This window comes from Pseudomonas sp. BP11-1-1 (assembly GCF_052112105.1).
Classification (GTDB): Bacteria; Pseudomonadota; Gammaproteobacteria; order Pseudomonadales; family Pseudomonadaceae; genus Aquipseudomonas; species Aquipseudomonas alvandae.
This window is the reverse complement of sequence record NZ_JAUTYU010000017.1, coordinates 61,466-84,069: the sequence shown is the minus strand read 5'-3', so window position 1 is coordinate 84,069 and position 22,604 is coordinate 61,466. Positions and strand designations below refer to the sequence as shown.

23 protein-coding genes are annotated in these 22,604 nt (G+C 61.4%); 17 read left to right on the top strand and 6 right to left on the bottom strand.

The window, feature by feature from the left end; translation table 11 throughout:
• The first annotated feature begins 8 nt into the window (after positions 1 to 8).
• From Q7C33_RS23915 to Q7C33_RS23905, 3 genes are all read left to right on the top strand, one after another.
• Complete coding sequence (locus tag Q7C33_RS23915) at positions 9 to 518, top strand: ferritin-like domain-containing protein (protein ID WP_407684264.1); 510 nt, start codon at positions 9 to 11, stop codon at positions 516 to 518.
• Positions 519 to 584: 66 nt separating this feature from the next.
• Entirely contained in the window at positions 585 to 854 is a 270-nt protein-coding gene (locus tag Q7C33_RS23910; protein WP_407684263.1) for a hypothetical protein, read from the top strand.
• A 24-nt stretch (positions 855 to 878) separates the two neighbouring features.
• Complete coding sequence (locus Q7C33_RS23905) at positions 879 to 1,127, top strand: metallothionein (protein WP_030139702.1); 249 nt, start codon at positions 879 to 881, stop codon at positions 1,125 to 1,127.
• A gap of 8 nt (positions 1,128 to 1,135) precedes the next feature.
• Here the strand turns inward: Q7C33_RS23905 and Q7C33_RS23900 are convergent, their stop codons facing one another.
• Complete coding sequence (locus Q7C33_RS23900; RefSeq protein ID WP_148289956.1) at positions 1,136 to 1,315, bottom strand: hypothetical protein; 180 nt, start codon at positions 1,313 to 1,315, stop codon at positions 1,136 to 1,138.
• Between the two features lie 303 nt (positions 1,316 to 1,618).
• On the opposite strand from Q7C33_RS23900, the gene Q7C33_RS23895 reads away from it, so the two are divergent.
• The 9 genes from Q7C33_RS23895 (at position 1,619) to Q7C33_RS23855 (ending at position 9,632) form a co-directional block, all read left to right on the top strand.
• Positions 1,619 to 1,996, top strand: a complete 378-nt coding sequence (locus Q7C33_RS23895; RefSeq protein WP_033864476.1) for a general stress protein — start codon at positions 1,619 to 1,621, stop codon at positions 1,994 to 1,996.
• Positions 1,997 to 2,262: 266 nt separating this feature from the next.
• A complete protein-coding gene (locus tag Q7C33_RS23890) occupies positions 2,263 to 3,144 on the top strand; it encodes a manganese catalase family protein (RefSeq protein WP_030139704.1) in 882 nt (293 codons plus the stop codon).
• Between the two features lie 108 nt (positions 3,145 to 3,252).
• On the top strand, positions 3,253 to 4,182 hold the full coding sequence (locus Q7C33_RS23885; protein ID WP_198798154.1) for a ZIP family metal transporter: 930 nt from the start codon (positions 3,253 to 3,255) through the stop codon (positions 4,180 to 4,182).
• A 122-nt stretch (positions 4,183 to 4,304) separates the two neighbouring features.
• Positions 4,305 to 4,805, top strand: coding sequence for a YciE/YciF ferroxidase family protein (locus Q7C33_RS23880; RefSeq protein ID WP_030139706.1), 501 nt, complete (start codon positions 4,305 to 4,307; stop codon positions 4,803 to 4,805).
• 308 nt (positions 4,806 to 5,113) lie between these two features.
• Positions 5,114 to 5,764 (top strand): hypothetical protein, encoded by a 651-nt coding sequence (locus Q7C33_RS23875; protein ID WP_030140937.1) that lies wholly within the window; start codon positions 5,114 to 5,116, stop codon positions 5,762 to 5,764.
• Positions 5,764 to 6,195 carry a phage holin family protein gene (locus Q7C33_RS23870; protein WP_198798153.1) on the top strand — a complete coding sequence of 144 codons (432 nt, stop codon included), beginning with the start codon at positions 5,764 to 5,766 and terminating at the stop codon, positions 6,193 to 6,195. The genes Q7C33_RS23875 and Q7C33_RS23870 overlap by 1 nt, the downstream gene beginning before the upstream one ends.
• Positions 6,192 to 7,001: a DUF3618 domain-containing protein gene (locus tag Q7C33_RS23865; RefSeq protein ID WP_030139708.1), complete on the top strand. Its 810-nt coding sequence runs from the start codon at positions 6,192 to 6,194 to the stop codon at positions 6,999 to 7,001. Before Q7C33_RS23870 ends, Q7C33_RS23865 begins: the two co-directional genes overlap by 4 nt.
• A 116-nt stretch (positions 7,002 to 7,117) precedes the next feature.
• Positions 7,118 to 8,524: a saccharopine dehydrogenase C-terminal domain-containing protein gene (locus tag Q7C33_RS23860; RefSeq protein ID WP_407684262.1), complete on the top strand. Its 1,407-nt coding sequence runs from the start codon at positions 7,118 to 7,120 to the stop codon at positions 8,522 to 8,524.
• A gap of 88 nt (positions 8,525 to 8,612) precedes the next feature.
• Positions 8,613 to 9,632, top strand: a complete 1,020-nt coding sequence (locus Q7C33_RS23855) for a hypothetical protein (protein WP_198798151.1) — start codon at positions 8,613 to 8,615, stop codon at positions 9,630 to 9,632.
• 147 nt (positions 9,633 to 9,779) lie between these two features.
• Here the strand turns inward: Q7C33_RS23855 and Q7C33_RS23850 are convergent, their stop codons facing one another.
• On the bottom strand, positions 9,780 to 9,974 hold the full coding sequence (locus Q7C33_RS23850; RefSeq protein WP_198798150.1) for a hypothetical protein: 195 nt from the start codon (positions 9,972 to 9,974) through the stop codon (positions 9,780 to 9,782).
• Positions 9,975 to 10,298: 324 nt separating this feature from the next.
• Here Q7C33_RS23850 and glsB point away from each other — a divergent pair, with 324 nt between their 5' ends.
• Positions 10,299 to 11,207, top strand: a complete 909-nt coding sequence (glsB, locus tag Q7C33_RS23845) for a glutaminase B (RefSeq protein ID WP_030137932.1) — start codon at positions 10,299 to 10,301, stop codon at positions 11,205 to 11,207.
• A 66-nt stretch (positions 11,208 to 11,273) separates the two neighbouring features.
• On the opposite strand, the gene Q7C33_RS23840 is transcribed toward glsB, so the two are convergent.
• Entirely contained in the window at positions 11,274 to 11,603 is a 330-nt protein-coding gene (locus Q7C33_RS23840) for a hypothetical protein (RefSeq protein WP_030137933.1), read from the bottom strand.
• Between the two features lie 684 nt (positions 11,604 to 12,287).
• A complete protein-coding gene (locus Q7C33_RS23835; protein ID WP_407684261.1) occupies positions 12,288 to 14,231 on the bottom strand; it encodes a DNA topoisomerase III in 1,944 nt (647 codons plus the stop codon).
• Positions 14,232 to 14,471: 240 nt separating this feature from the next.
• Here Q7C33_RS23835 and Q7C33_RS23830 point away from each other — a divergent pair, with 240 nt between their 5' ends.
• The 4 genes from Q7C33_RS23830 to Q7C33_RS23815 all read left to right on the top strand — a co-directional run bounded on the left by Q7C33_RS23830 (position 14,472) and on the right by Q7C33_RS23815 (position 19,036).
• Positions 14,472 to 14,879 (top strand): response regulator, encoded by a 408-nt coding sequence (locus Q7C33_RS23830; protein WP_030137935.1) that lies wholly within the window; start codon positions 14,472 to 14,474, stop codon positions 14,877 to 14,879.
• A 105-nt stretch (positions 14,880 to 14,984) separates the two neighbouring features.
• Complete coding sequence (locus tag Q7C33_RS23825; RefSeq protein ID WP_030137936.1) at positions 14,985 to 15,506, top strand: sigma-70 family RNA polymerase sigma factor; 522 nt, start codon at positions 14,985 to 14,987, stop codon at positions 15,504 to 15,506.
• Positions 15,503 to 16,456, top strand: coding sequence for a FecR domain-containing protein (locus Q7C33_RS23820; protein ID WP_334597357.1), 954 nt, complete (start codon positions 15,503 to 15,505; stop codon positions 16,454 to 16,456). The genes Q7C33_RS23825 and Q7C33_RS23820 overlap by 4 nt, the downstream gene beginning before the upstream one ends.
• A gap of 102 nt (positions 16,457 to 16,558) precedes the next feature.
• Entirely contained in the window at positions 16,559 to 19,036 is a 2,478-nt protein-coding gene (locus tag Q7C33_RS23815) for a TonB-dependent siderophore receptor (RefSeq protein WP_407684260.1), read from the top strand.
• Between the two features lie 42 nt (positions 19,037 to 19,078).
• On the opposite strand, the gene Q7C33_RS23810 is transcribed toward Q7C33_RS23815, so the two are convergent.
• Both Q7C33_RS23810 and Q7C33_RS23805 read right to left on the bottom strand, forming a co-directional pair.
• Positions 19,079 to 20,701 carry an MFS transporter gene (locus tag Q7C33_RS23810; RefSeq protein WP_030137939.1) on the bottom strand — a complete coding sequence of 541 codons (1,623 nt, stop codon included), beginning with the start codon at positions 20,699 to 20,701 and terminating at the stop codon, positions 19,079 to 19,081.
• A gap of 205 nt (positions 20,702 to 20,906) precedes the next feature.
• Positions 20,907 to 22,550, bottom strand: coding sequence for a GMC family oxidoreductase (locus tag Q7C33_RS23805; protein WP_407684259.1), 1,644 nt, complete (start codon positions 22,548 to 22,550; stop codon positions 20,907 to 20,909).
• Positions 22,551 to 22,604 lie beyond the last annotated feature (54 nt).

Sequence of the window (22,604 nt, the reverse complement as noted above, 5' to 3'; positions counted from 1 at the left end):
AGAACGCAATGGCAACCCCTAAAGAGAACCTGCTGGATTGGCTCAACGACGCTCACGCCATGGAACAGCAAGCGGAGAAAATGCTCAAGGCCCAGGCCGAGCGCCTCGAGCATTATCCGGTGCTCAAGGCTCGGATCGAACAGCACATCGAAGAGACGCTCGGGCAGCAGAAGCTGGTCGAAGGGTGCATCCAGCGGCTGGGCGGCAGCCCGTCGATGCTCAAGGACATGGCCGGCAAGCTGATGGCGTTCGGTCAGGCCATGGGCGGCATGGCGATGAGTGACGAAGTGGTCAAGGGCGCCATGAGTGGCTACGTCTTCGAGAACCTGGAGATCGCTTCCTACACCGTGCTGATCGCGGCGGCGAAAGCGGCCGGCGATGTCGATACCCAGAAGGCCTGCGAGCAGATCCTGCCCCAGGAAATCGCCATGGCCGATTGGCTGCGCGATCATCTGCCGGAAATTACCCAGGCGTTTCTCGAGCGTTCGGCCAACCCGCATACCGAAGCCAAGCGCTGATGCAAAAGCGCGGCCGCGGGCATCGCGGCCGCGCCAAACCTGCCGTCAAACGCAAAGAGGACAGGCATGAAGCAGAGCACCGGTGAGGTAAGAGCCATCAATCGACAGAGTGCGAGAGTGGGTGTCTACGTGGCCGAAGAAGACGGCCACACAGTACTCGAGCTGGGCCCCGCCAACGACGTGGACATCGGCGATGTCATGGAGTGGGACAGCGGCGCGGCCCTCGGCACCCAGACGTATCGCAACCTGACCAAAGGTTGGACCGACGAGGTGTATGTGGCGAAGCATGGCGTTGCGGCAGCGAACCTTGAGGTCCAACTGCTGGTGGGATCCTGATAGTTGCAATGCAGGAGAAGGATCATGAGCGAATTGAAGTGTGGCTGCCCCGGCTGCCACTGCGATGTCGATCCCGATAGGGTGTTCAACCATGACGGCGAGGCTTATTGCAGTCAGGCCTGCGCCGAGCAACACCCCAATGGAGAACCGTGCCCGGCGCCGGATTGCCATTGCGAGCACAGTGGCAAGGTCGGCGAAAGGGACATCACTAACAACCAGCTGGATGAAGCGCTGGAGGAAACGTTCCCGGCCAGCGACCCGATTTCACCGTGAACATCGCTTTATCCGGGCATCGGCGACAGGGTGTCCGGACACCGCAAGCCGGTCAGTGCGGTGGTGCAAGACAACACCGGCAGCCCGCGAGTTTTGGCTTCCTGGAACGGCGCGAGGCCGGGGTGACGAGACCGGTGCAGTGGGGTGCCGGCGCCACTCGGCCCTTGGCGGACAGCGTGGAAAGACACGCACTGTTTTTCACTGTATGTAAGAGACAAGTGTGGGAGCGAGCCTGCTCGCGAAAGCAGTTGGAAGTTATCAATATCCTACTGACTGGTAACTTGCCTTCGCGAGCAGGCTCGCTCCCACATATTAACCGCCGCTTGGGTGATAGTTAATTTCAATTCATCGCGAGCGCAGCGGTATATAAATAGAGGTCGCTACCGTTCGTCGCCGTTTGAAGAACTTTCTTCAAACCTTGAATGCGTCATGTTTTCCGAATAAATACGAGCCAACAGGGTTCGCAAATAGCAACTAACGAGGTGAATGAAATGGCAAATACAGGTAATAACAACCCTGGCAATTTCGCTAACGATCGTGAGAAAGCATCTGAAGCCGGCAAGAAAGGCGGCCAGGCATCGGGCGGCAACTTCGCCAATGATCCGGAACGCGCAGCCGAGGCTGGCCGTAAGGGTGGCCACATGTCCGGTGGCAATTTTGCCAACGATCCGGAACGTGCCGCAGAGGCCGGGCGCAAGGGCGGGCAAGCCTCGGGTGGCAATTTTGCCAATGACCCTGAACGGGCCTCGGAAGCGGGCCGCAAAGGTGGCCAGGCCTCCGGTGGCAACTTTGCCAATGACCGGGAAAAGGCTTCCGAAGCCGGTAAGAAAGGCGGGGAAAACAGCCACGGCGGCGGTCGTAATTCGTAATGTCCCGTGGTCCGCAGGCCCCATGTCATTGACATGGGGCCTGTAACGTCGAATGCATGTAAGTGTATATAAAGTCGGGCATGTCATGCCCGGCTTCGCTTGACTATTCACAACTAAGGCGTGTGTTGGTTATGCAGCGATGCAACGACCATTCGTCTTGCGCCGTGAATAAAAAATAAATTTTATTTCATTAACTTCTTCTGACTGTCATGGGCCTGTCGTCGGCAGGGTTCCCATGAACTGTGTCCTGACCGAGGAGTTCAATCATGTTTATTCACAATAAGCGATTGCAATATACCGTGCGTGTCGCCGAGCCCAATCCAGGCCTTGCAAACCTGTTGCTGGAACAGTTTGGTGGCGCCCAGGGTGAATTGGCGGCCGCATCGCGTTATTTCACCCAGGCCCTGTCCGAAGATGATCCGGGCCGCAAGGATCTGCTGATGGACATCGCCACCGAGGAGCTCAGTCACTTGGAGGTGATCGGCTCGATCATCGTCATGCTGAACAAGGGCGCCAAGGGCAAGATGGCCGAAGGCGTCGAGCAGGAAGGCCAGCTGTATCGCGAGATCAATGGTGCGGGCAACGACTCCCATATCACCAGCGTGCTGTATGGGGCCGGTTCGCCGCTGACCAACTCGGCGGGCGTGCCGTGGACCGCGGCCTACATCGACACGATTGGCGAACCGACCGCAGACATGCGTTCGAACATCGCTGCGGAGGCCCGGGCGAAAATCGTCTATGAGCGGTTGATGAACGTCACCGACGACCCCGGTGTGAAAGAAGCCCTGGGCTTCTTGATGACGCGCGAAATCGCGCACCAGTTGTCGTTCGAGAAAGCCCTGCACGCTATCCAGCCCAACTTCCCCCAAGGCAAATTGCCTGGCATGCCGGAGTTCACCAACGTGTACTTCAACATGTCCCAGGGCGAGCCTTCGGTGCGCGGTCCCTGGAACCAGGGCGATGATTGGGAGTTTGTCGAGAACCCGACGCCGGCGGTCGATGGCGGCGATGGCCTGGCCAGTGTGCAGTTGAGCGAAAAGGACGAAGCGTTGCTGATGGACATGAAGGCGCGGACGATGTCCAACCCGGAAAGCAACCCCACGACGGGCGCGGACCTGGGCGCGGGGATGCAGAACGAGAAGCTGTGAGGCACTGGCGAGGGGGCCTGGCTCCCTCGCCCGAACATATTGCTTGATCGTTCCTTTGGTTGCGGGTGACGATCAGGCACCGTGCGGTTAAATCAACAAGGACATTCGATGGACCAGCCCACCTCCCGGATCCGATCGCCCTGGCGTACCTGGCTCGATCCCGTGCAAAACAACCTGCTGCTGGGGCTGACCTTCTGGCTCGGATTGGCGCTGGTCGCCGCGCTGCTGCTCTACAGCGGCTACAACGCGCTGGTGGGGGCCAACCGCCAGAACCTGGGTTATGCGGTGCTCGGCGGTACCTCCGGTTTCGCCGCTACGGCATTGGGCGCGGTGATGGCGGTGGTGTTGCGCGATATCTCGTCGCGCACCCAGGACATCATGTTGGGGTTCGCTGCCGGGATGATGCTGGCGGCCAGTTCGTTCTCGTTGATCCTGCCGGGCATCGATGCCGCGCAGGTCATCTGCGGTAACCAGTTGCTCGCCGCCCTTGTCGTGGTCATCGGTTTGGGGCTGGGCGTCCTGCTGATGATCGGTCTCGACCGTTTCGTGCCCCATGAGCATGAGCTGAGTGGCCGACGCGGTCCCGAGGCCAAGCGTATCAACCGGGTCTGGTTGTTTGTCCTGGCGATCACGCTACACAACCTGCCGGAAGGCATGGCCATCGGCGTCAGTTTCGCCAATGGCGACTTCAAGGTCGGCCTGCCCCTGACCACCGCCATCGCCATCCAGGACATCCCCGAAGGCCTCGCCATTGCCATGGCGTTGCGCGTCACCGGCATCAGTACCTTGCGCGCTGCGTTGATTGCGGTCGGCTCGGGATTGATGGAGCCCCTGGGCGCGGTGATCGGCCTGGGCATGTCCTCTGGCGTGGCCGTGGCTTACCCCATCAGCCTGGGGCTGGCGGCGGGGGCGATGATTTTCGTGGTGTCCCACGAGGTGATTCCGGAAACCCACCGCAACGGCCACGAAACGCCGGCGACCCTGGGGTTGATGATGGGGTTCGCGGTGATGATGTTCCTGGACACGGCGCTGGGTTGAATCACTCGGCCTGCCCTCTGTCCAGGCGTTCGCAGATTTCTTGAACATCCGCAAAACCCTCCGAGTCAGTGATTGAACAGGTGAAGCGCGGCTTCACCGTTCATTGATCGGAGGATATCCAGATGGCCAGAAAAACCGTGACGGACCTGTTCATTCACGAACTGTCCGATGTCTACAGCGCTGAAAAACAGATCACCCGCGCCTTGCCGCGCATGGCCCGGGCCACCACCAACCCGTTATTGGCGCAGGCCTTCAATGATCACCTTGAAGAAACCCAAGGACAGATCGAACGCATCGACACCCTGGTGGAAGTGGCAGGCATCAAGCTCAAGCGCATGAAGTGCATCGCCATGGAAGGGCTGGTGGAAGAGTCCAAGGAGTTGATCGAGGAAATAGACAAAGGCGCGGTGCTCGATGCGGGGCTGATCGGCGCGGCGCAAAAAGTCGAGCATTATGAAATCGCCAGCTACGGCACGCTGATCGCCATGGCCAAGCATTTGAACCTGGGCGATGAGGTTGTTGGACTCCTGCTAGCGACCCTCAAGGAAGAAAAAGCCACTGACGAGAAGCTGTCGAAGATTGCCGAGCAGGGTGGCAACCAGGCGGCGACGATGGAATCCTGATGGCGACATAACCGCTTTTGTGGCGAGGGAGCTTGCTCCCGTTGGACTGCGCAGCAGGCCTTAGGTTTTCGGACCTGGCGCGATCATAGGGGCTGCTGCGCACCCCAGCGGGAGCAAGCTCCCTCGCCACGGGTTCGGTGTAGAAAAATTCTTCAAACCACTCCCAACGACCACCCAGCGTCCAGCTTTCAAACTCGTTTGAACTCAGCTCCCGCGCGTCCCGTCATTTGTTCTGAGAGGCACTTGATCGGGCATCGCACAGCGATTGCCTGTTGTTGAGTTTTTCATCACGGAGGCGATGGACAGACATGACTATCCCGGACAATAACCCCGAGCGACAAAGCGACACTTCAGGCCATGGGCGACCAGAAGAGTCGTTGCATAACATCAAGGATGACGTGAACGAAGCCATCGGCAGCGCCCGCGAACGGGCCGATGCGCATTTCGGCCAATACCGCGATACCGCGGCGGACCAGATCGATGCGCTGGCGCGCGGCGCCAAGTCCGCCATGTCGGAACTCGAAGCCAACGACACGCTTGGCGTGTCCCATTACCTGGCGGACATGGCCGATAGCATGAGCGGCCTGGCCAGCAAGCTGCGCAACAAGAGTGCCGAACAGTTGCTGCACGACGGGTCTCGCCTGGCGCGGGAAAATCCTGGCTTGTTCCTCGCCGGCAGCATCGCGGTGGGGTTCGGACTGTCGCGGTTTCTCAAGGCCGGCACCTCGCCGGTTGCCACCGAAGTCGACGACCCCGCCGCCGGGCATTCGACGCCCCCCGCCGGCGGGTTCGGCGCCCAGTCGTTCGACCCGGTGCCTGACCCGATCGGTCCTGGCGCCGCCACGAGCAGCGGGCTGGCCACTGGCGTCACCCCGACTTCACCCAGCGTCCAGGACCATCCCAGTGATTTCGCCACCGGTTCGTTGCCGGACTCGGCCAATACCAGAGGAGAATTGTGATGAACCGACCAGACCCAGATATCCAGCGTTCCACCGGGACCTCGGCGCCCGAAAACGATGCTTCGGTCGTGGGGCTGCTTCGGCAACTGACCCACGAAGTCCCCTCGCTGTTTACCAAGGAACTGGCACTGGCCAAGGCGGAGTTCCAGGCCAGCCTCAACACGTTGAAAGCGGGCATCGCCGGGGTCGCTGGTGGCGCGATGGTGCTGATGGCCGGTTTCATCATCCTGCTGATGGCGGTGGTGTACGGCCTGAGCACGATGATGGCGCCGTGGCTGGCCGCGCTGATCGTCGGCGTCGTGGTGATGATCATCGGTTTTGTCATGGTGCAATCCGGCAAGAAACAATTCGAACCGTCCCATTTCAAGCCTGACCGAACGCTCGACGCCTTGAACAAAGATCAGGAAGCCCTGCGGAGGAAAGCCTCATGAAGGATGAATTCAAAACCGAATCGCAAAAGAGCCCGGAGACCATCGAGCGCGAGATCGATGAGCAGCGCGCCCATATCAGCGACATCGTCGATGCCCTGGGCAGCAAATTCACACCGGGGCAGATGCTCGACCAGGCGCTGGGCCTGGTGAAGGGCAATGGCGCGGAATTCTTCGGCAACCTGGGCACGACGGTGCGCAACAACCCGGTGCCGACTGTGCTTACGACGGTTGGCCTGTGTTGGTTGATGCTCGGCCAGAACCACCCGCCCCGGGTCGGTTATCGCGTCGGCCCAGACCAGGACGGCAGCGGATGGAGCGAGGGGCTTGCGAGTGGCTTGGGCAGTGCCAGGAATCATCTGCACGACACCACCGACTCCTTGCGCGAAGGCTTCCATCACCTCAAGGACAAGGCCTCGCACCTGGCCGATGATTTGAGCGCTGGTGCTCGCCATGCCCGCAGCCGTGCGCATGAAACGGGAGACCGCATGACCCAGGGTTCCCATGACCTGGGCGATCAGTTCAGCCGCTTGCTCAAGGAACAACCGTTGATGATGGCGGCAGCGGGCATCGCCCTTGGGGCGATGCTGGGCGCGGCCTTGCCGAGCACCTCCACCGAGCAACGCGTGATGGGCAAGACCAGCGCCGGGTTGACCGACAAGGCCAGGCAAAAGGCTCGCGAGGGCTATGAAACGGTGCGCGACACGGTGAGCAAGACCACCGAGCATCGAGACGAGCCAACCGTCACGCCGGCCCACGAACGGGCGCACTCCGGTGCAGACTTGTCCGGCGGGCTGGGTACTTCGTAGACGGGCAGGGCGCGGCGCGGGATGGACCTTGCGTCGCGCCTGTCAGTATTGGCAAGTAGCATCGATCGTCGTTCGGTTATTTCATGCGCGGTACACCGTTCCCAAGGAGGCGGCACATGAAACGTCAGGTCCCGTTCACCGGTCATCTGGTCTTCATCGGCTTCGGCTCCATCGCCCGGGCCACGTTGCCCCTGCTACTGGGACAGGATCACATCAAGGTCGAGCAGATCACGGTGATCGCCCCGGTGATCGAGCAAAACATCTGGTTCAAGGAACGGGGCATCCGTTTTGTTCGCAAGGCGCTGACCGAGCACACCTTCGTGCAAATCCTCGACCGCTTCGTCAAGCCCGGTGATTTCATCGTCAACTTGTCGGTGGAAGTCAGTTCCCTGGCTGTCATCGCCTATGCGTTCGACAAAGGTGCCTTGTACCTGGACACCTGCGTCGAGCCGTGGGCCGGCGGCTACAACGACCCACGGTTGGACTCGTCCCATCGCACCAATTACGCATTGCGCTACCAGGTGCTGGGGTTGCGCAAGAAATTAGGCAGAGGGCCGACAGCGGTGGTCGCCCACGGCGCCAACCCTGGCCTGATCACGCATTTGCTCAAGGCCGGCCTGATGGAACTGGCCTTGCAGCTGGGCCATCCGTTACCCGAGACCCGTGATGGTGTCGACTGGGCCGGGTTGTGCATGGAACTGGGGATCAAGGTGATTCATTTTGCCGAGCGTGACACCCAGCGATCCCACCGTCCCAAGGAGGACGATGAGTTCGTCAACACCTGGTCGGTGGAAGGTTTCATCAGCGAAGGCAGCCAGCCGGCGGAGCTAGGGTGGGGCAGCCATGAACGTACGTGGCCGGCGTCCGCCCGACGTCATCGTTTTGGCAGCCGCAACGCGATCTATCTGGAGCGGCCGAGTGCCGGCGTGCTGGTAAAAACCTGGACACCCCTGGGCGGCCCATGCGTGGGCCTGATGATCACCCACCATGAAACCGCTTCGACGGCCGATTTGCTGACCGTCAAGGAGCAGCGCAAATTGGTCTATCGGCCGACCCTGCATTACGCCTATCACCCTTGCAATGACGCGTTGCTGTCGGTCCACGAACTCATCGGTCGAGGCTGGCAGACGCAAACCCGGCAGCGCATCCTCAACGGTGAGATCGACAGCGGTGGGATCGATGCCCTGGGCGTGTTGTTCATGGGGCATGACTTGAATGCCTACTGGTTCGGCTCGCTGTTGAGCATCGACGAAGCCCGCGCCTTGGTGCCCTTCAACAACGCCACCAGCCTGCAAGTGGCGGCGGGGGTGCTGTCGGGGATCGTCTGGGCGATCGAGCATCCGGATCGCGGCATCGTCGAGCCCGAACAGATGGACCATGAGCGCGTGCTGGAAATCGCCCGGCCATACCTGGGCACGCTGGTGGGCCAGCGCACCGACTGGACACCCAGTGGCGCCAGCCCCAAGCCTACGGTGGAGGGCGCGGCGGAGGACTGGCAATTCGCGCATTTCACGCGGTTCTAACTGCTGCGACCCTCGCCACCGGGCACCGACTCGATTCCAGCGCCTATACTCAAATCCATGAATCCCTTGGTGCCCGGGTGGCGCAATCGTGCTGCGTTCGCTGATGCTGGCCGTGATGCTCGTTCTGGCGGGGTGCGCCACGTCACAGCGCGGCCAGCAAGTCGCCATGGCAGCGATTTCCCAGGATACCTGGCGGCAGGTCGACCAACTTATCCTCGCCGCGTCGAAAAGCGCTACCGAACAGGCCCAGGTTTATGCCCGCGGCTCGATGGAGCATTGGCGGGTGCTGGTGTATGAGCGCACCGAGGCTGCATTCATTCCGTGGTTCAGCAGCTACTGGACCCAGGAATGGATGGCCGTGAAGGTCAGTTGGTATTCAGCCAGCGCCAAGGGCGAGACGGATTCCCCGGCCAGGCGCCTGGCGGTGTACCTGCAGGAACAGTATCGCGAGCAAGTGCTGGAGCCGGTGGCGCTGGAAATCGATCCGGAAGCGATCAGGGCAAACGCCACACGTTATTACCTGCAACTGCTCAATCAACAGGTCCAGGTGATTGCCCAGCGCCATCGCATCCCGGCGCAATTGATGAACCGACGCTTGCATGGCATCCGGGCCATCAACCTCGGCCCGCCAGCGGCGCGCAATGCGTCGTTGTACGAAATGGTCCACACCGAACCGCTCGATACATTGCCGGCCTATGCGGCGCTGATCGACCATGTCGACAAGGCCGCCGACACCGGTTCAGGTCCGTCGGACGCGGTGATCGCCACGGTGGCGCAACGCACCAGTGAAAAAATCGAAGCGCAATTTGCCACGCGAGGGGCTACCGGCGCGGCGGCGGCGGTGGCCGGGAAAGCGGCTGGGGCGCTGATTTCGGTGGGCGTGGCGGGCATTCGCGCAATGATCCATGAGGGCGAACGGCCGGAAATGGAAGCGCAAATCCGCAAGAGCCTGAGCACGGCGTTTGACGAAGCCTGGTTCAAATCCCTCAAGCATCCCCTCAGCGGGGTGATGGCCGCGGTGTATTACCTGGCAGGGGAAATCGACAGCAACCTGGTGGAAGCGGACCTCGACAATCGGCCGGCGGAGCTGCCTGTCATTGCGCCTTGATGTTCCTAGGGTCTGTATGAAATGTGTTCGCGCGAAAGCCAGACAAGGCGAAACGCGGCGAGGAAGCGGAGTGTACTGGAGTACATGAGCATTCCGAGCGCCGTTTCAACGCAGTATGGGTGAGTGCGGATACATTTCGTACAGAGCCTAGTCAGACCCCAGCGTGACGCGGCAGCCCTTGCGCTGGCGGATCTGTTCGTCCGAAGGGCGTTCCTTGATGAATTCGAAGCGCGGTTCGCCTTCGCTGTAGATCACCAGCCACCCCCATTCCAATTCGCTTTCATCCTGCCCGGGCTGGGGCGGCGCGGCCCACCAGGGTTCTTTTTGCATGATCTGGCGCATCGTGTACCTCCTGCCGGTTGATCATTGACTATAGACCGCCGGATTTCGCGACTAGCGCCCGCATCACTTCCTAATGGGGCCGGACGCTGCTTTTGTGGCGAGGGGATTTATCCCCGTTGGGCTGCGAAGCGGCCCCCGCTGTCCAGAGTCTTGCCCGATACACCGAGGTTGCTGGTTTGGGCCGCTTCGCGACCCAGCGGGGATAAATCCCCTCGCCACAGATGTATTTAGGCGATTTCATGAAGCAGTGTGCTCTGATTCGCCTGACCAGCGTCTAGCGTCTGTATCCCCGCACTCGAACGGGGAATGACGGGACCCCTGCGCATGCAAGCACTGTTGAACGAGATCCTCGATGCGGTTCGCCCCCTGATCGGTCAGGGCAAGGTGGCCAACTACATTCCCGCCCTCGGCACCGTGGCGGCCAATCAGTTGGGCATTGCCGTGTACAGCAATGACGGCGAGATGTATTGCGCGGGCGACGCCGCAACGCCGTTCTCGGTGCAGAGTATTTCCAAGGTGTTCAGCCTGGTGCAGGCGATCGAGCATTCCGGCGAGGCCATCTGGGAACGCCTGGGCCATGAGCCGTCCGGCCAGCCCTTCAACTCCCTGGTGCAACTGGAATTCGAGCGCGGTCGGCCGCGTAATCCGTTCATCAACGCTGGCGCGCTGGTGATCTGTGACATCAACCAATCGCGCTTCGCCGCTCCGGCATTGTCGATGCGCGATTTCGTCCGACGGCTGTCGGGCAATCCCCAGGTGATGGTCGACGGCAAGGTCGCCGAGTCGGAATACCAACACCGGGCCCGCAATGCGGCGATGGCCTACCTGATGCAGTCCTTCGGCAACTTCCATAACGATGTGGAAGCGGTGCTGCGCAGTTACTTCAGCCATTGCGCGCTGCGAATGAACTGCATCGACCTGGCCCGGGCGTTCTGTTTCCTCGCCAATGACGGTTTCTGCAAGCACAGCGGCGAGCAGATCCTCAGCGCTCGTCAGACCCAGCAAGTCAACTCCATCATGGCCACCAGCGGGCTGTACGACGAGGCGGGCAACTTCGCCTACCGTGTCGGCCTGCCGGGCAAGAGCGGTGTGGGCGGCGGGATCGTCGCCGTGGTGCCTGGGCAGTTCACGGTCTGCGTCTGGTCGCCGGAGCTCAACGCGGCAGGCAACTCCCTAGCCGGCATGGCCGCGCTGGAATTGCTCAGCCAGCGGATCGGCTGGTCGGTGTTCTAGTTTCCCGTAGCACAAAAAAAGGGCCCGCTCCTGACTCAGGAACGGGCCCTTTTTGTTTGTGGGGTATCAGCAGAGGCGGTCGATGACCCGGACCTCAGACGAGTGCTGAACCGATTGCCAGGCCTGGGTCAGCGTTTGCAGCACGCGGCCCATGAAGTCTTTGTCGGCGGCGGCTTTCTTGCCGACGTAGCCTTGGCCACGACGGTACATCTTCAGCCGGGCACACAAGTCTTGCTGGTGCTTTTCGAATTCGTCTTCCTGGGTGAAAGGCGAGAGGCAGTCCATATGGACCTGGCCGGTCTTGCTAATCCACAGGATATGGCTATCCAGGCTGTCCTTGTGTGCTGCGAACATGCGAGCCAGTTCATCAATAGATGGTTGATTGTTCAGATTCATGTGTAAGCCCCTTGACCATTTGGTTGATCTGTCTGGTGGTTCGCAAAACTTCGCTGTTCGGTAAGTGCCTGCCTGATACCGAAATCAGGCCGTCAGCGTTCGTCCGCTGGACTTCAGCGGGTTCGTGCATCGGTTGTGTAGTGTTAATCGAAGGGCTGCTACGCAAATGCGCTACAACGAGGAGAAACAGCGAAGAATCTTCAGGCCAGTGTCGACTTTAGAGGAGTCGAGCCCATGCGTCATGAGGATTGATCGCCAGCGTTTCTCGTCCTTGTCACCGGACGGTCATGCCAGGTCAGCACCTTCAATCTGCCTTGTGGGCAGTCCCTTATCGAAAAAAACAGCTCGGCGGTCAGACGAGCTTGCTCAAACATTTGCCTGTACTCCCGATCGGGGAGACGTCTGCATCATGCAAGGCGAAATCGGAGGCGTCAACGGTTTTGTAGTGATTATTTTTGGTCACTACATATTGTCGGACAAAATGGTTTGGGTATGAAAAAGTGGCTGTGGTTGGGTGGCCTATTCCTTCAATGAGGGATCTCTTTGTGGCGAGGGGATTTATCCCCGCTGGGGTGCGAAGCGCCCCCAAAAATTACTGCCACCACAATGCGTGCGTTGAAGTGCAGGGGGCCGCTTCGCGACCCAGCGGGGATAAATCCCCTCGCCACAGAGGAACTCTCCAGCTCAGGTGGCCTTGGCCTTGGCCTTGCGCGGTGCACCGCCAGCCTTGCGCTTGGCCGGCTTGCGTTTTTTCTTCCATGGCGCCGCCCCGCGCCCGGCGGGGCTGGCGGGGCCATTGATGGTCAGGCTCATGCCTTGGCAGCGGGCCACATGCTTGCTCATCCAGGCGGCTTGCCGCGTGACGAATTCTTCCAGGCTCATCTCGCCGCTTTGCACCATGTCCAGGGCCTGTTCCCAGATGGCGGTGGTGCCGGGATCGGCGATCGCCCGCGGCACCGCATCGATCAGGCTGAAGGCCGCCGGGGTGGCGGACAGGGCCTTGCCGTTTTTCACCAGGTAGCCACGGTCGAGCAAGCCCTGGATGATCGAGGCCCGGGTCGCTTCGGTGCCGATGCCGGTGGTGTCCTTGAGTTTCTGCTTGAGCAGCGGATCCTCCACCAGCTTGGCGACGTTTTTCATCGCCTTGATCAGGTCGCCTTCGGTGAATGGCTTGGGCGGTTGGGTCCAGAGGTCCTTGGGTTTCACCTCGTCCACCGCGCAATCTTGACCTTCGGCCAGTGCGGGCAGGGTTTGCGGTGCCGGTGCTTCGCGACCTCGTGCGGGCGCCAGGGCTTCGGGCAGGGCGCGTTTCCAGCCGGGTTCGATGATCTGCTTGCCCACGGCCCGCAGGTCTTGGCCGGCGCAATCGAAATCGGCCTGGGTCCGGTCGTATTCATGGTTGGGCAGGAACTGCGCCAGGTAACGCGCGCGAATCAGCGTGTAGACGGCACGTTGCTTGCCAACGAGCTTGTCGAGGTTCTTCGCCGCCGCCGTGGGAATGATGCCGTGGTGCGCACTGACCTTGGCGTCGTTCCAGGCCCGGGACTTGCGCTGCGGCTGCAGGTGATCACGCAGCGGGGCGAGCCCCGGGTCGGCCTGGGCGAGGGCGGCCAGGATGGCGGGCGCCTCGCTGTGCTGGCTCAAGGGCAGGAAACCGCAGTCACTGCGCGGATAGGTGATGAGCTTGTAGGTTTCGTAGAGCGATTGGGCGATGTCCAAGGTCTCCTGGGCGCCAAGGCCGAGCTTCTTCGAACAGACTTCCTGCAGGGTGCCCAGGTCGAACGGCAACGGTGCCGCCTCGCGCAGGCGTTCGGTGCGCACCTTGACCACCCGGGCGGTGGCGGCGTTGGTCATGGCCTGGGCGGCCTCTCGGGCCAGGGCCTGGTTCAGGCAGCGTTCCTGGTCGTCGCAGGCATCCGGGTCGGCGCGCCACTGGGCGATGAACGCCGTGCCGGCGTGGCTCAGCTGGACGTCGATGGCCCAGTAGGCGACCGGTACGAAATCGGCGATGCTGCGGTCGCGATCCACCACCAGCCGCAGGGTCGGTGTCTGCACACGGCCCACCGGCAGGACGCCCTGATAGCCGGACTGGCGTCCCAGCAATGTGAACAGGCGACTCATGTTCATGCCGATCAGCCAGTCGGCCCGGGAGCGACCGAGGGCCGAATGGTACAGGTTGAAGGTTTCCGCTCCCGGCTTGAGGGCGGCGAGGGCCTTGCGGATCGACGCTTCGTCCAGGGCCGACAGCCACAATCGTTGGATGGGCCCGCGATAGCGGCAATGCTCCACCAGCTCCCGGGCGATCATTTCGCCCTCGCGGTCGGCATCCGTGGCGATCACCAGTTCCTTGGCTTCACCCAACAGGCGCTTGACCGCTTTGTACTGGCTGGCGGTCTTCGGCTTGACTGTCATCTTCCATTGGACCGGCACGATGGGCAGGTCGGCCAGCACCCAGCGCTTGTAGCGGGCGTCGTAGGCGTCGGGCGGGGCGGTTTCCAGCAGATGGCCGATGCACCAGGTGACCGTGACGTTCGCGCCCAGCCAGCAGCCATCGCCGCGCCGGGTGGCGCCCAGCACGGCGGCGATGTCCTTGGCCTGGGACGGTTTTTCACACAGGTACAACCGCATAACGCCTCTTCCTGAGCAGGTTTCATGGGGCGCTAGCATGGTCAGGGATCAGCGCCGGGGCAAGCTTTATCTGTATGGATATACAGATAAAACGTTGCGCTGCGTTGCAGCCCCCGCTTGGCGAGGCAGCCCGGCGCCTGCATGGGCAAGCAGAATGAATTTATCGCCAGGGCATCGCTCATAACTTGCAGAGCGGGTGAAACCGCAAGGCAAGTTAATGGAATCAGGGAGAGTCACTTCATGAATTCGATGCCGAAGGGCAACGGACAGGCGACCACACGTTTGATTCTCGTTGTTGAGGATGACCCGACCATCCTGGAGTTTCTCTGTGAAATCCTGGAGGACGAAGGTTTTGTCGTCGAGCCTCGGGAAAGCGCCGATTCGGCGTTGACCTTTCTTGAGGAAAGCGCCGACTACGTGGACCTGCTACTCACCGACATCACCATGCCCGGGGCAATGGACGGAGCGGACCTGGCGAACCTGACCGGGGATCGCTGGCCGCAGATTCCGCTGCTGATCATGTCCGGCTACGAGACCCCGGAAAGCGCCGGGATCAAGCATCACGCCTCGTTCATCGCCAAGCCGTGGGCGCTGGGGCAGATGCTGGATCTGGTGGAGAGCACGGTGAAAAGCCATTCAGTGCACTGACTCAGGGCGACAGGGCAGGAACCGTCCGCGCAGGTTTGGGTTGCCAAGCGGCGGTTGCTGCGATGACAATGCGATTCATTATCAGTCGCGAATTATTCCATTGTCATGTCCGCCAACGATCTGTTCTTACGCAGTGCCGTCAACGATTTGTATTGCGACCATCACGGCTGGCTTCAAGGCTGGTTGCGCAAGCGCCTTGGTAACACGTTCGATGCGGCTGATCTGGCCCAGGATACGTTCGTTCGCGTGATCAAGGCGCGCTCGGCCCTGGATATACGCGAGCCGCGGCCCTATCTGTCGATGATCGCCAAAGGCTTGCTGGTTGATCTTTTTCGCCGCCGCTCCCTTGAGCAATCGTACCTGGATGCGCTGGCCGCCATGCCTGAACGGCAGCAGCCGTCGCTGGAGGAGCAGGCGATTCTGTTCCAGGCCCTCATGGAAATCGATCGACTGCTTCAAGGGCTGGGACCGCGGGTCAAGCAGGTGTTCATCCTGTCGCAATTCAACGGCCTGACGTACCCGCAGATCGCCGAGCGCCTGGGTGTCAGCGTGCGCACGGTCAATAACCATATGGCCAAGGCCATGGAACACTGCTGCCTGATGCAGATCCAGTTGCAGCTTGCATGAGCCTGTCGCCCGAGCAACTACAAGCCATTCGTGCCGCGGCGCAATGGTACGCCCGGCTGCACTCCGGTATCGCGGCGGACGCGGATCGGGCCGGATGGCGGGCCTGGTTGGCCGCGGATCCGTTGCATGATCAGGCGTGGCAACGCATGGCGGCGGTGTCTGAACAAATGGCCAGCGTGCCGGGCGCATTGGCCGCTCCCACCTTGAGCGAACCTCTTGGCCGTTCGCGACGGCAAGTGTTGCGAAGCGCCTTGCTGCTCACGACCACCGGTTGCCTGGGGTGGTGGGGCTGGCGAAGCGAGACCGCGCAGAACTTGCGTTGCGATTACCGGACCGGCATCGGCGAGCGGCGGGCGTACCAATTGGCGGACGGCAGCACCGTACTGCTCAACACCGACACGTCGATCGACGTTCGTTTCGATGGCAAACAACGCGTTATACGGCTGCTGTGGGGCGAGATTATCGTCACGACTGCAGTCGATCCTTCGCAGCGCCCCTTCAAGGTCGTCACAGAGCAAGTCGAAGTGTTGGCCTTGGGAACCCGTTTTATCGTCCGCGCCCAGGCCCAGCATGGCGAGGTGGCAGTGCTTGAAAAGGCCGTCGAGGTCAGTTTGCGCAGTGGCGGACCCGCGATGCGGGTCGATGCCGGCAACCAGCTGGATTTCAGCGACCAGGCGCTGGGCAGGCCAAGGGCCAACGACGTGTCGGTCGGCGCCTGGCAACAAGGCAGCATCATTGCCATCGACCGTCGATTGGATGCCTTGTTGGCAGAGCTGTCGCGCTATCGCGTGGGGATACTGCGTTGCGACCCGGCTATCGGCGATTCGAAAGTTTCAGGCGTTTTTCCCATCGACAATACCGACCTTGCCCTTGCGGCGCTGGAAAGCGGTTTCTCATTGCGGGTGACTCGATACAGCCGGTTCTGGGTTCAGGTGTCACATAGCGGATAGCCCCGATCCCCCCGCATCATTCAATAAAAAATGTTTTGCACTTTTTGTCTGCATCGTTCGGCTCATCCCTCAGTGAATTTCTTGACTGTGGGGAGGGGACGCATGTCTCGCGTGAACGCGCCAGGTCGTCTGGCGATTGCAATGAAAATCGGATTGTTGGCTGTTACGTCCTCCAGTGCCTGGATGGTGCAGGCGAGCACTACTCCAGGAGCTTCGGGCCAGCAACGCTCGGTGCAGGCTTACACTATTGGCGCTGGCACCCTCATGGATGTGTTGACGCGCTTCGCCAGCCAGGCTGGTGTTGCAATCTCGTTCGATGCCGCTCAACTCCAGGGCTTACAGTCGCCAGGCTTGAACGGTTCCTTTGGCGTGGCCGACGGCTTCGCTCGCATCCTGGGCGATAGCGGCCTGCAAGCCGAGCCCCAGGCCAGCGGGACCTATCGGCTTCGGGCTGCGCCTTCTCGCGGTTCGGCCATGGAATTGGGCACCACCACCATCGACGGACAACTGCTCACGGCGACCACCGAAGATAGCGGCTCCTACACCACCGGAGCGGTCACCATCGGCAAAGGCGAACACACGCTGCGCGAGACGCCGCAATCGGTCACGGTAATCACCCGCAAGATGCTCGACGACCAGAACCTGAACACCATCGATCAGGTCATGGAAAAAACGCCCGGCATCACCGTCTACGATTCGACCATGGGCGGCAAGTATTTCTATTCCCGCGGGTTCCGGATGTCGGGCCAATACCAGTACGACGGTGTTCCGCTGGACATGGGCAACAGCTATGTCCAGGCCGACAGCTTCAGCAGTGACATGGCCTATTACGACCGGGTCGAAGTCCTGCGCGGCGCCGCCGGGATGATGAAGGGTTCCGGTGGTACTTCAGGTGGCGTCAATTTCGTTCGCAAGCGCGGCCAGGCCACGCCCCAGACTGAACTCAGCCTCTCGGGTGGCACTTGGGACAACTACCGCGGGCAAGTCGATACAGGCGGCCCCCTGAACGACGCCGGCACTGTGCGGGGCAGGGCGGTGATCGCCGAGCAGAGCCGGCATTACTTCTACGACGATGCCCAGCGCAAGGATCAGGTCTACTACGGCGCCCTGGACGTTGACCTGACGCCCGACACGACGCTCGGCCTGGGCGTGGCCTATGAGGACGTCGATGCGAGCCCGTGCTGGGGTGGGCTTCCACGCTACCGGGATGGCAGCGATTTGAAACTCAGTCGTTCCACGTGCCTGGACCCGTCGTGGAATGCCTGGCGCAGCCAGCGGACCACAGTGTTCGGCGACCTGCGGCATCAGCTCAACGACGACTGGGCCGTGAAGGTCGCGGGGGTCTATACGAAAAATACCCAGGACATCAAATACGCGTTTGCATCAGGCTCGGTGGCACCCGGTTCCTCGACCACCAATCTGCTCGGCAGCATGTACGACTATGATCAGGTCGATTACGGTCTCGACGCCTACCTGGACGGCAAGTTCGACGCCTTCGGCCAGCGTCATGAGCTGATCTTCGGCGTCAATGCCAGTCGTTCGGACAAAGACGACTTCTACTCGGTCGCCTTGTTGCCACAGAAGCAGGATGTGTTCGATCCGGACCGGCACATTCCCGAGCCGGACGACAGCTACTTCATCGAAAACTCGACGCGAGGTGGTCCGGTCAAGACAGTCACCGAGCAGCACGGCGTGTATTCGACGCTGCGCCTGAAGTTGGCGGACCCGTTGACCTTCGTAGTGGGAAGCCGGGTGAGCTGGTACAGCTCCAAGAGTGACTCGGTATTTCTCACGGGCGGTACGGAACACGCCAGGAGCACCGAGACCGGCCAGGTCACGCCGTTTGCCGGCGTGTTGCTGGACCTCAACGAACACCTGACCGCGTACGCCAGTTACTCGGACATCTTCACGCCCCAAGGCAATTACCGTTCGCAAAGCGGTTCGGCGCTCAAGCCGTTGATGGGCGAGAGTTATGAATTGGGGATCAAGGGCGAATGGTTCGAGGGCCGCTTGAACACCGCTTTCAACCTGTTCCGCACGGTGCAGAAAGACCAGGCCCAGACCGACTACAACTCAAGCTGTGCGTCGTCGGATGGCTACTGCTACGAGAACGCCGGCAAGGTCCGCGCCCAGGGTTTCGAAGCCGAGATCAGCGGTGAGGTTATCGAGCGCCTGCAACTGCTGGCCGGCTACACCTACACCCAGACCAAGACGCTCGACGATATTGACGCCAGCCTCAACGGTGGTTCGTTCAACAGCTACGTGCCGCGCCATGTGCTACGCCTGTGGGGCGACTACGCCCTCGGCGGGGCATTGGAACGGTTCAGTGTCGGCGCCGGGGTCAATGCCCAAAGCGATAACTTCCGCGTATCGCCGGTCAGCGGCGAGAAGATCACCCAGGCCGGTTATGCCGTGTGGAACGGTCGCGTTGGCTACCGCATCGATGACACCTGGTCAGTGGCGCTCAACGGCAACAACCTGTTCGACAAGCGTTACTACACCACCATCGGGACGGAGAGCTTCGGTAACTATTACGGTGAACCCCGCAACTTCACCGCGACGGTAAAGGCACGCTTTTGAAGCCTGTGGCGAGGGACGTTCATTCCCTCGCCACACTCGGGTTCAGTTAGTGTCCAGATCCACGTTCCGCGTTTCCCGCAGGCAGATCATCCCGACCACCAGGCTCACGCCGGTAATCACCACCGGGTACCACAGCCCGTAGAAGATATCCCCGGTGTAGACCACCAGGGCAAACGATACCGTGGGCAGGAAACCGCCGAACCAGCCATTGCCGATGTGGTAGGGCAGGGACATGGAGGTGTAGCGGATCCGGGTCGGGAACAGCTCGACCATCAGCGCCGCCAGCGGGCCGTAGCACATGGCCGAGATGATGATCAGCGCGACGATGAGTGCGACGATCATCGGCCGATTGATCTGCTGGGCATCGGCTTTTTGCGGATAGCCCGCCAAGGTCACTGCGCCGCGCAGGGCGGCCTCGTCGTAGCCTTCGAGTTTCACGTCGCCGACATTCACTTGCACCGGGCTGCCGGCCGGTGCGGCGACGCTGCTGTAGGGCAGGCCTTGCTTGACCAGGAAAGTCTTGACCTTGTCGCACGGGCTGTCGAAACGCGCCTTGCCCACCGGATCGAACTGGAAGGTGCAGGTGGCCGGGTCGGCGATCACGCTGATCGGCGCCTGGCGGCTGGCCTGGTCGATGGCCGGGTTGGCGTAGTGGGCGAGGGTCTTGAAGATCGGGAAGTACAGGGCGGTCGCCAGCAGCAGGCCGATCATCAATACCGGTTTGCGCCCCACTTTATCCGACAGCCAGCCGAAGAAAATGAAGAACGGTGCGCCGATCACCACGCTGACAATCAGCAGGCTGTTGGCCAGGGCCGGGTCCATCTTGAGGAATTGGGTGAGAAAGAACAGCACGTAGAACTGCGCGGCGTAGAACGTCACCGCTTGCCCGGCGTTGATGCTGAACAGGGCGATCAGCACCACCTTCAGGTTTTCCCATTTGCCGAACGATTCGCGGATCGGTGCCTTGCAGCACTTGCCTTCTTCTTTCATTTTCAGGAAGGCCGGCGACTCATGCAGGCTCAGGCGAATCCAGGTGGAAATGCCCAGCAGCAGGATCGACAGCAGGAACGGAATGCGCCAGCCCCAGACCTCGAATTGATCGCCGGTGAAGTAGCGGCAACCGAGGACCACCAGCAGCGACAGCAACAGCCCGAGGGTCGCGGTGGACTGAATCCAACTGGTGTGGAAACCGCGCTTGCCGATGGGTGCGTGCTCGGCGACGTAGGTTGCCGCGCCGCCGTATTCGCCGCCCAGGGCCAGGCCCTGGAGCATGCGCAGCACCACTAGGATGATCGGCGCGGCGATACCGATGCTGGCGTAGTTGGGCAGCAGGCCGACGCAGAAGGTGGCCAGGCCCATGAGCACGATGGTCGCGAGGAAGGTGTACTTGCGGCCGATCATGTCACCCAGCCGCCCGAACACCAGCGCACCGAACGGCCGCACGATGAAGCCGGCGGCGAAGGCCATCAGGGCGAAGATGAACGCGGTGGTGTCGTTCACCCCGGCAAAGAACTGTTTGCTGATCACCGCCGCGAGGGCGCCGTAGAGGAAAAAGTCGTACCACTCGAACACCGTCCCGAGGGACGAGGCGAAGATGACTTTCTGGGTTTCCTGGCTGGTGCCGGCGCTGCGCGTGGCTTCCAGGGGCTGAACATGTTCAGACATAGCGGTATCCCTCACAGTGATTGTTTTTGTTGTTCCACTGCGACGCCGGGTGGGGCGTCTCCTGGTTTGATACGTTCCTTTTGCTTACGCATTTCTCCTTGTGGGAGCGGGCTTGCTCGCGAAGGCGGTGTGCCAGTCGACATCATCGTTGGCTGATACACCACCTTCGCGAGCAAGCCCGCTCCCACAGGGGGCACTGCTGTTTTCAGACCGTGGCCGGCTCCTTTTGGCTCGTGATGCTTACGGTGACCGGTTCGAGCATCATCCGCGCCGCCTTCTCGGCAATCATCAACGTTGGCGAGCAGGTGTTGCCCGAGGTGATTCGCGGCATGATCGAGGCGTCGGCGATGCGCAGGCCCTTGATGCCGTGCACGCGCAGTTGCGCATCCACCACTGCGTCGCCGTCCTGGCCCATGCGACACGTGCCCACCGGATGGAAAATCGTCGTGCCGATGCGGGCGGCGGCCTGGTGCAGTTCCTCTTCGGTTTGCAGGCTCGCGCCCGGCAGGTATTCCACCGGCTTGAAGGCGCCGAGGGCCGGGGAGGCGACGATCCGTCGGGTCAGGCGGATGGCGTCGGCGGCGACCCGCAGGTCTTCGGGATGGTCCAGGTAATTGGGTTGGATCAGCGGCGCTTCACTCGGATCGGCCGAACGAATGTCCACCCGCCCGCGACTCATCGGGCGCAAATCACACACCGACGCGGTGAACGCCGGGAAGCTGTGCAACGGTTCGCCGAAGCGTTCCAGGGACAACGGTTGCACGTGGTATTCGAGGTTGGCCGAGGTCTGTTCCGGCCCCGAGCGGGCGAACGCGCCGAGTTGGCTGGGGGCCATGGACAGCGGGCCGCTGCGGTCATACAGGTAACGCAGGCCCATGCCCATCTTGCCCCACAGCGTGCCGGCGATCTGGTTCAGGGTGCGGGCGTTTTCCAGTTGATAGATCAGCCGCAGTTGCAGGTGATCCTGCAGGTTGCCGCCCACGCCAGGCAATTCGTGCACGACGCCGATCCCCAGGCGTTGCAGCAGGCTGCGCGGGCCGATCCCGGAGCGCTGCAAGATGCCCGGCGAACCGACCGCCCCGGCGCACAGGACGATTTCCTTGCGGGCCTTGAAGGTCATGTTCTTGCTTTGCCAACGAGCGCTCACGGCTTGGGCGCGGTCATCGCGCAACAAAACGCGGTCGACTTCGACCTCGGTCAATACCGTCAGGTTGGGGCGATTGCGAATCGGCTTGAGGAAGGCCTTGGCCGCATTCCAGCGCACCCCGGCCTTCTGGTTGACCTGGAAGTAGCCACACCCTTCGTTGTCACCGCCATTGAAATCCTCAACGTTGCGGATGCCGCTCTGTTCGGCGGCGGTGCGGAACGCGTCGAGAATCGGCCATGACAGGCGCTGGCGTTCGACTCGCCATTCGCCGGCCGCGCCGTGGAATTCGGAATCGCCCGCGAAGTGGTTTTCGCTTTGCCTGAACAATGGCAGCACGTCTTTCCAGGCCCAGCCAGGATTGCCTTCGGCAGCCCAGCCATCGTAGTCCCCGGCCTGGCCACGCATGTAGATCATGCCGTTGATTGATGAACAGCCGCCCAGGACCTTACCGCGCGGATAGCTCAGGGCGCGTCCTTGTAGGCCCGGTTGGGCTTCGGTCTTGAAGCACCAGTCGGTGCGTGGGTTGCCGATGCAGAACAGGTAGCCGACCGGAATGTGAATCCACGGATAGTTATCGCGCCCGCCGGCTTCGAGCAACAGCACCCGGTGTTGCGGGTTGGCCGAAAGCCGATTGGCCAGCAAGCACCCGGCAGGGCCGGCACCCACGATCACGTAATCGTATTCATCGACGACAGGTTGCATTCGCGACCTCGTTTATTGTTTTTGTGGCATTCATCCTAGTTGTTAGTTTTCGTC

Coding starts and splice junctions, on each gene's coding strand:
- Q7C33_RS23875 (WP_030140937.1), top strand. CDS start 5,114: ATGACTATCCCGGACAATAACCCCGAGCGACAAAGCGACACTTCAGGC.
- Q7C33_RS23915 (WP_407684264.1), top strand. CDS start 9: ATGGCAACCCCTAAAGAGAACCTGCTGGATTGGCTCAACGACGCTCAC.
- Q7C33_RS23830 (WP_030137935.1), top strand. CDS start 14,472: ATGAATTCGATGCCGAAGGGCAACGGACAGGCGACCACACGTTTGATT.
- Q7C33_RS23805 (WP_407684259.1), bottom strand. CDS start 22,550: ATGCAACCTGTCGTCGATGAATACGATTACGTGATCGTGGGTGCCGGC.
- Q7C33_RS23885 (WP_198798154.1), top strand. CDS start 3,253: ATGGACCAGCCCACCTCCCGGATCCGATCGCCCTGGCGTACCTGGCTC.
- Q7C33_RS23860 (WP_407684262.1), top strand. CDS start 7,118: ATGAAACGTCAGGTCCCGTTCACCGGTCATCTGGTCTTCATCGGCTTC.
- Q7C33_RS23865 (WP_030139708.1), top strand. CDS start 6,192: ATGAAGGATGAATTCAAAACCGAATCGCAAAAGAGCCCGGAGACCATC.
- Q7C33_RS23820 (WP_334597357.1), top strand. CDS start 15,503: ATGAGCCTGTCGCCCGAGCAACTACAAGCCATTCGTGCCGCGGCGCAA.
- Q7C33_RS23910 (WP_407684263.1), top strand. CDS start 585: ATGAAGCAGAGCACCGGTGAGGTAAGAGCCATCAATCGACAGAGTGCG.
- Q7C33_RS23825 (WP_030137936.1), top strand. CDS start 14,985: ATGTCCGCCAACGATCTGTTCTTACGCAGTGCCGTCAACGATTTGTAT.
- Q7C33_RS23880 (WP_030139706.1), top strand. CDS start 4,305: ATGGCCAGAAAAACCGTGACGGACCTGTTCATTCACGAACTGTCCGAT.
- Q7C33_RS23810 (WP_030137939.1), bottom strand. CDS start 20,701: ATGTCTGAACATGTTCAGCCCCTGGAAGCCACGCGCAGCGCCGGCACC.
- Q7C33_RS23815 (WP_407684260.1), top strand. CDS start 16,559: ATGTCTCGCGTGAACGCGCCAGGTCGTCTGGCGATTGCAATGAAAATC.
- Q7C33_RS23870 (WP_198798153.1), top strand. CDS start 5,764: ATGAACCGACCAGACCCAGATATCCAGCGTTCCACCGGGACCTCGGCG.
- Q7C33_RS23905 (WP_030139702.1), top strand. CDS start 879: ATGAGCGAATTGAAGTGTGGCTGCCCCGGCTGCCACTGCGATGTCGAT.
- glsB (WP_030137932.1), top strand. CDS start 10,299: ATGCAAGCACTGTTGAACGAGATCCTCGATGCGGTTCGCCCCCTGATC.
- Q7C33_RS23895 (WP_033864476.1), top strand. CDS start 1,619: ATGGCAAATACAGGTAATAACAACCCTGGCAATTTCGCTAACGATCGT.
- Q7C33_RS23890 (WP_030139704.1), top strand. CDS start 2,263: ATGTTTATTCACAATAAGCGATTGCAATATACCGTGCGTGTCGCCGAG.
- Q7C33_RS23835 (WP_407684261.1), bottom strand. CDS start 14,231: ATGCGGTTGTACCTGTGTGAAAAACCGTCCCAGGCCAAGGACATCGCC.
- Q7C33_RS23840 (WP_030137933.1), bottom strand. CDS start 11,603: ATGAATCTGAACAATCAACCATCTATTGATGAACTGGCTCGCATGTTC.
- Q7C33_RS23850 (WP_198798150.1), bottom strand. CDS start 9,974: ATGCGCCAGATCATGCAAAAAGAACCCTGGTGGGCCGCGCCGCCCCAG.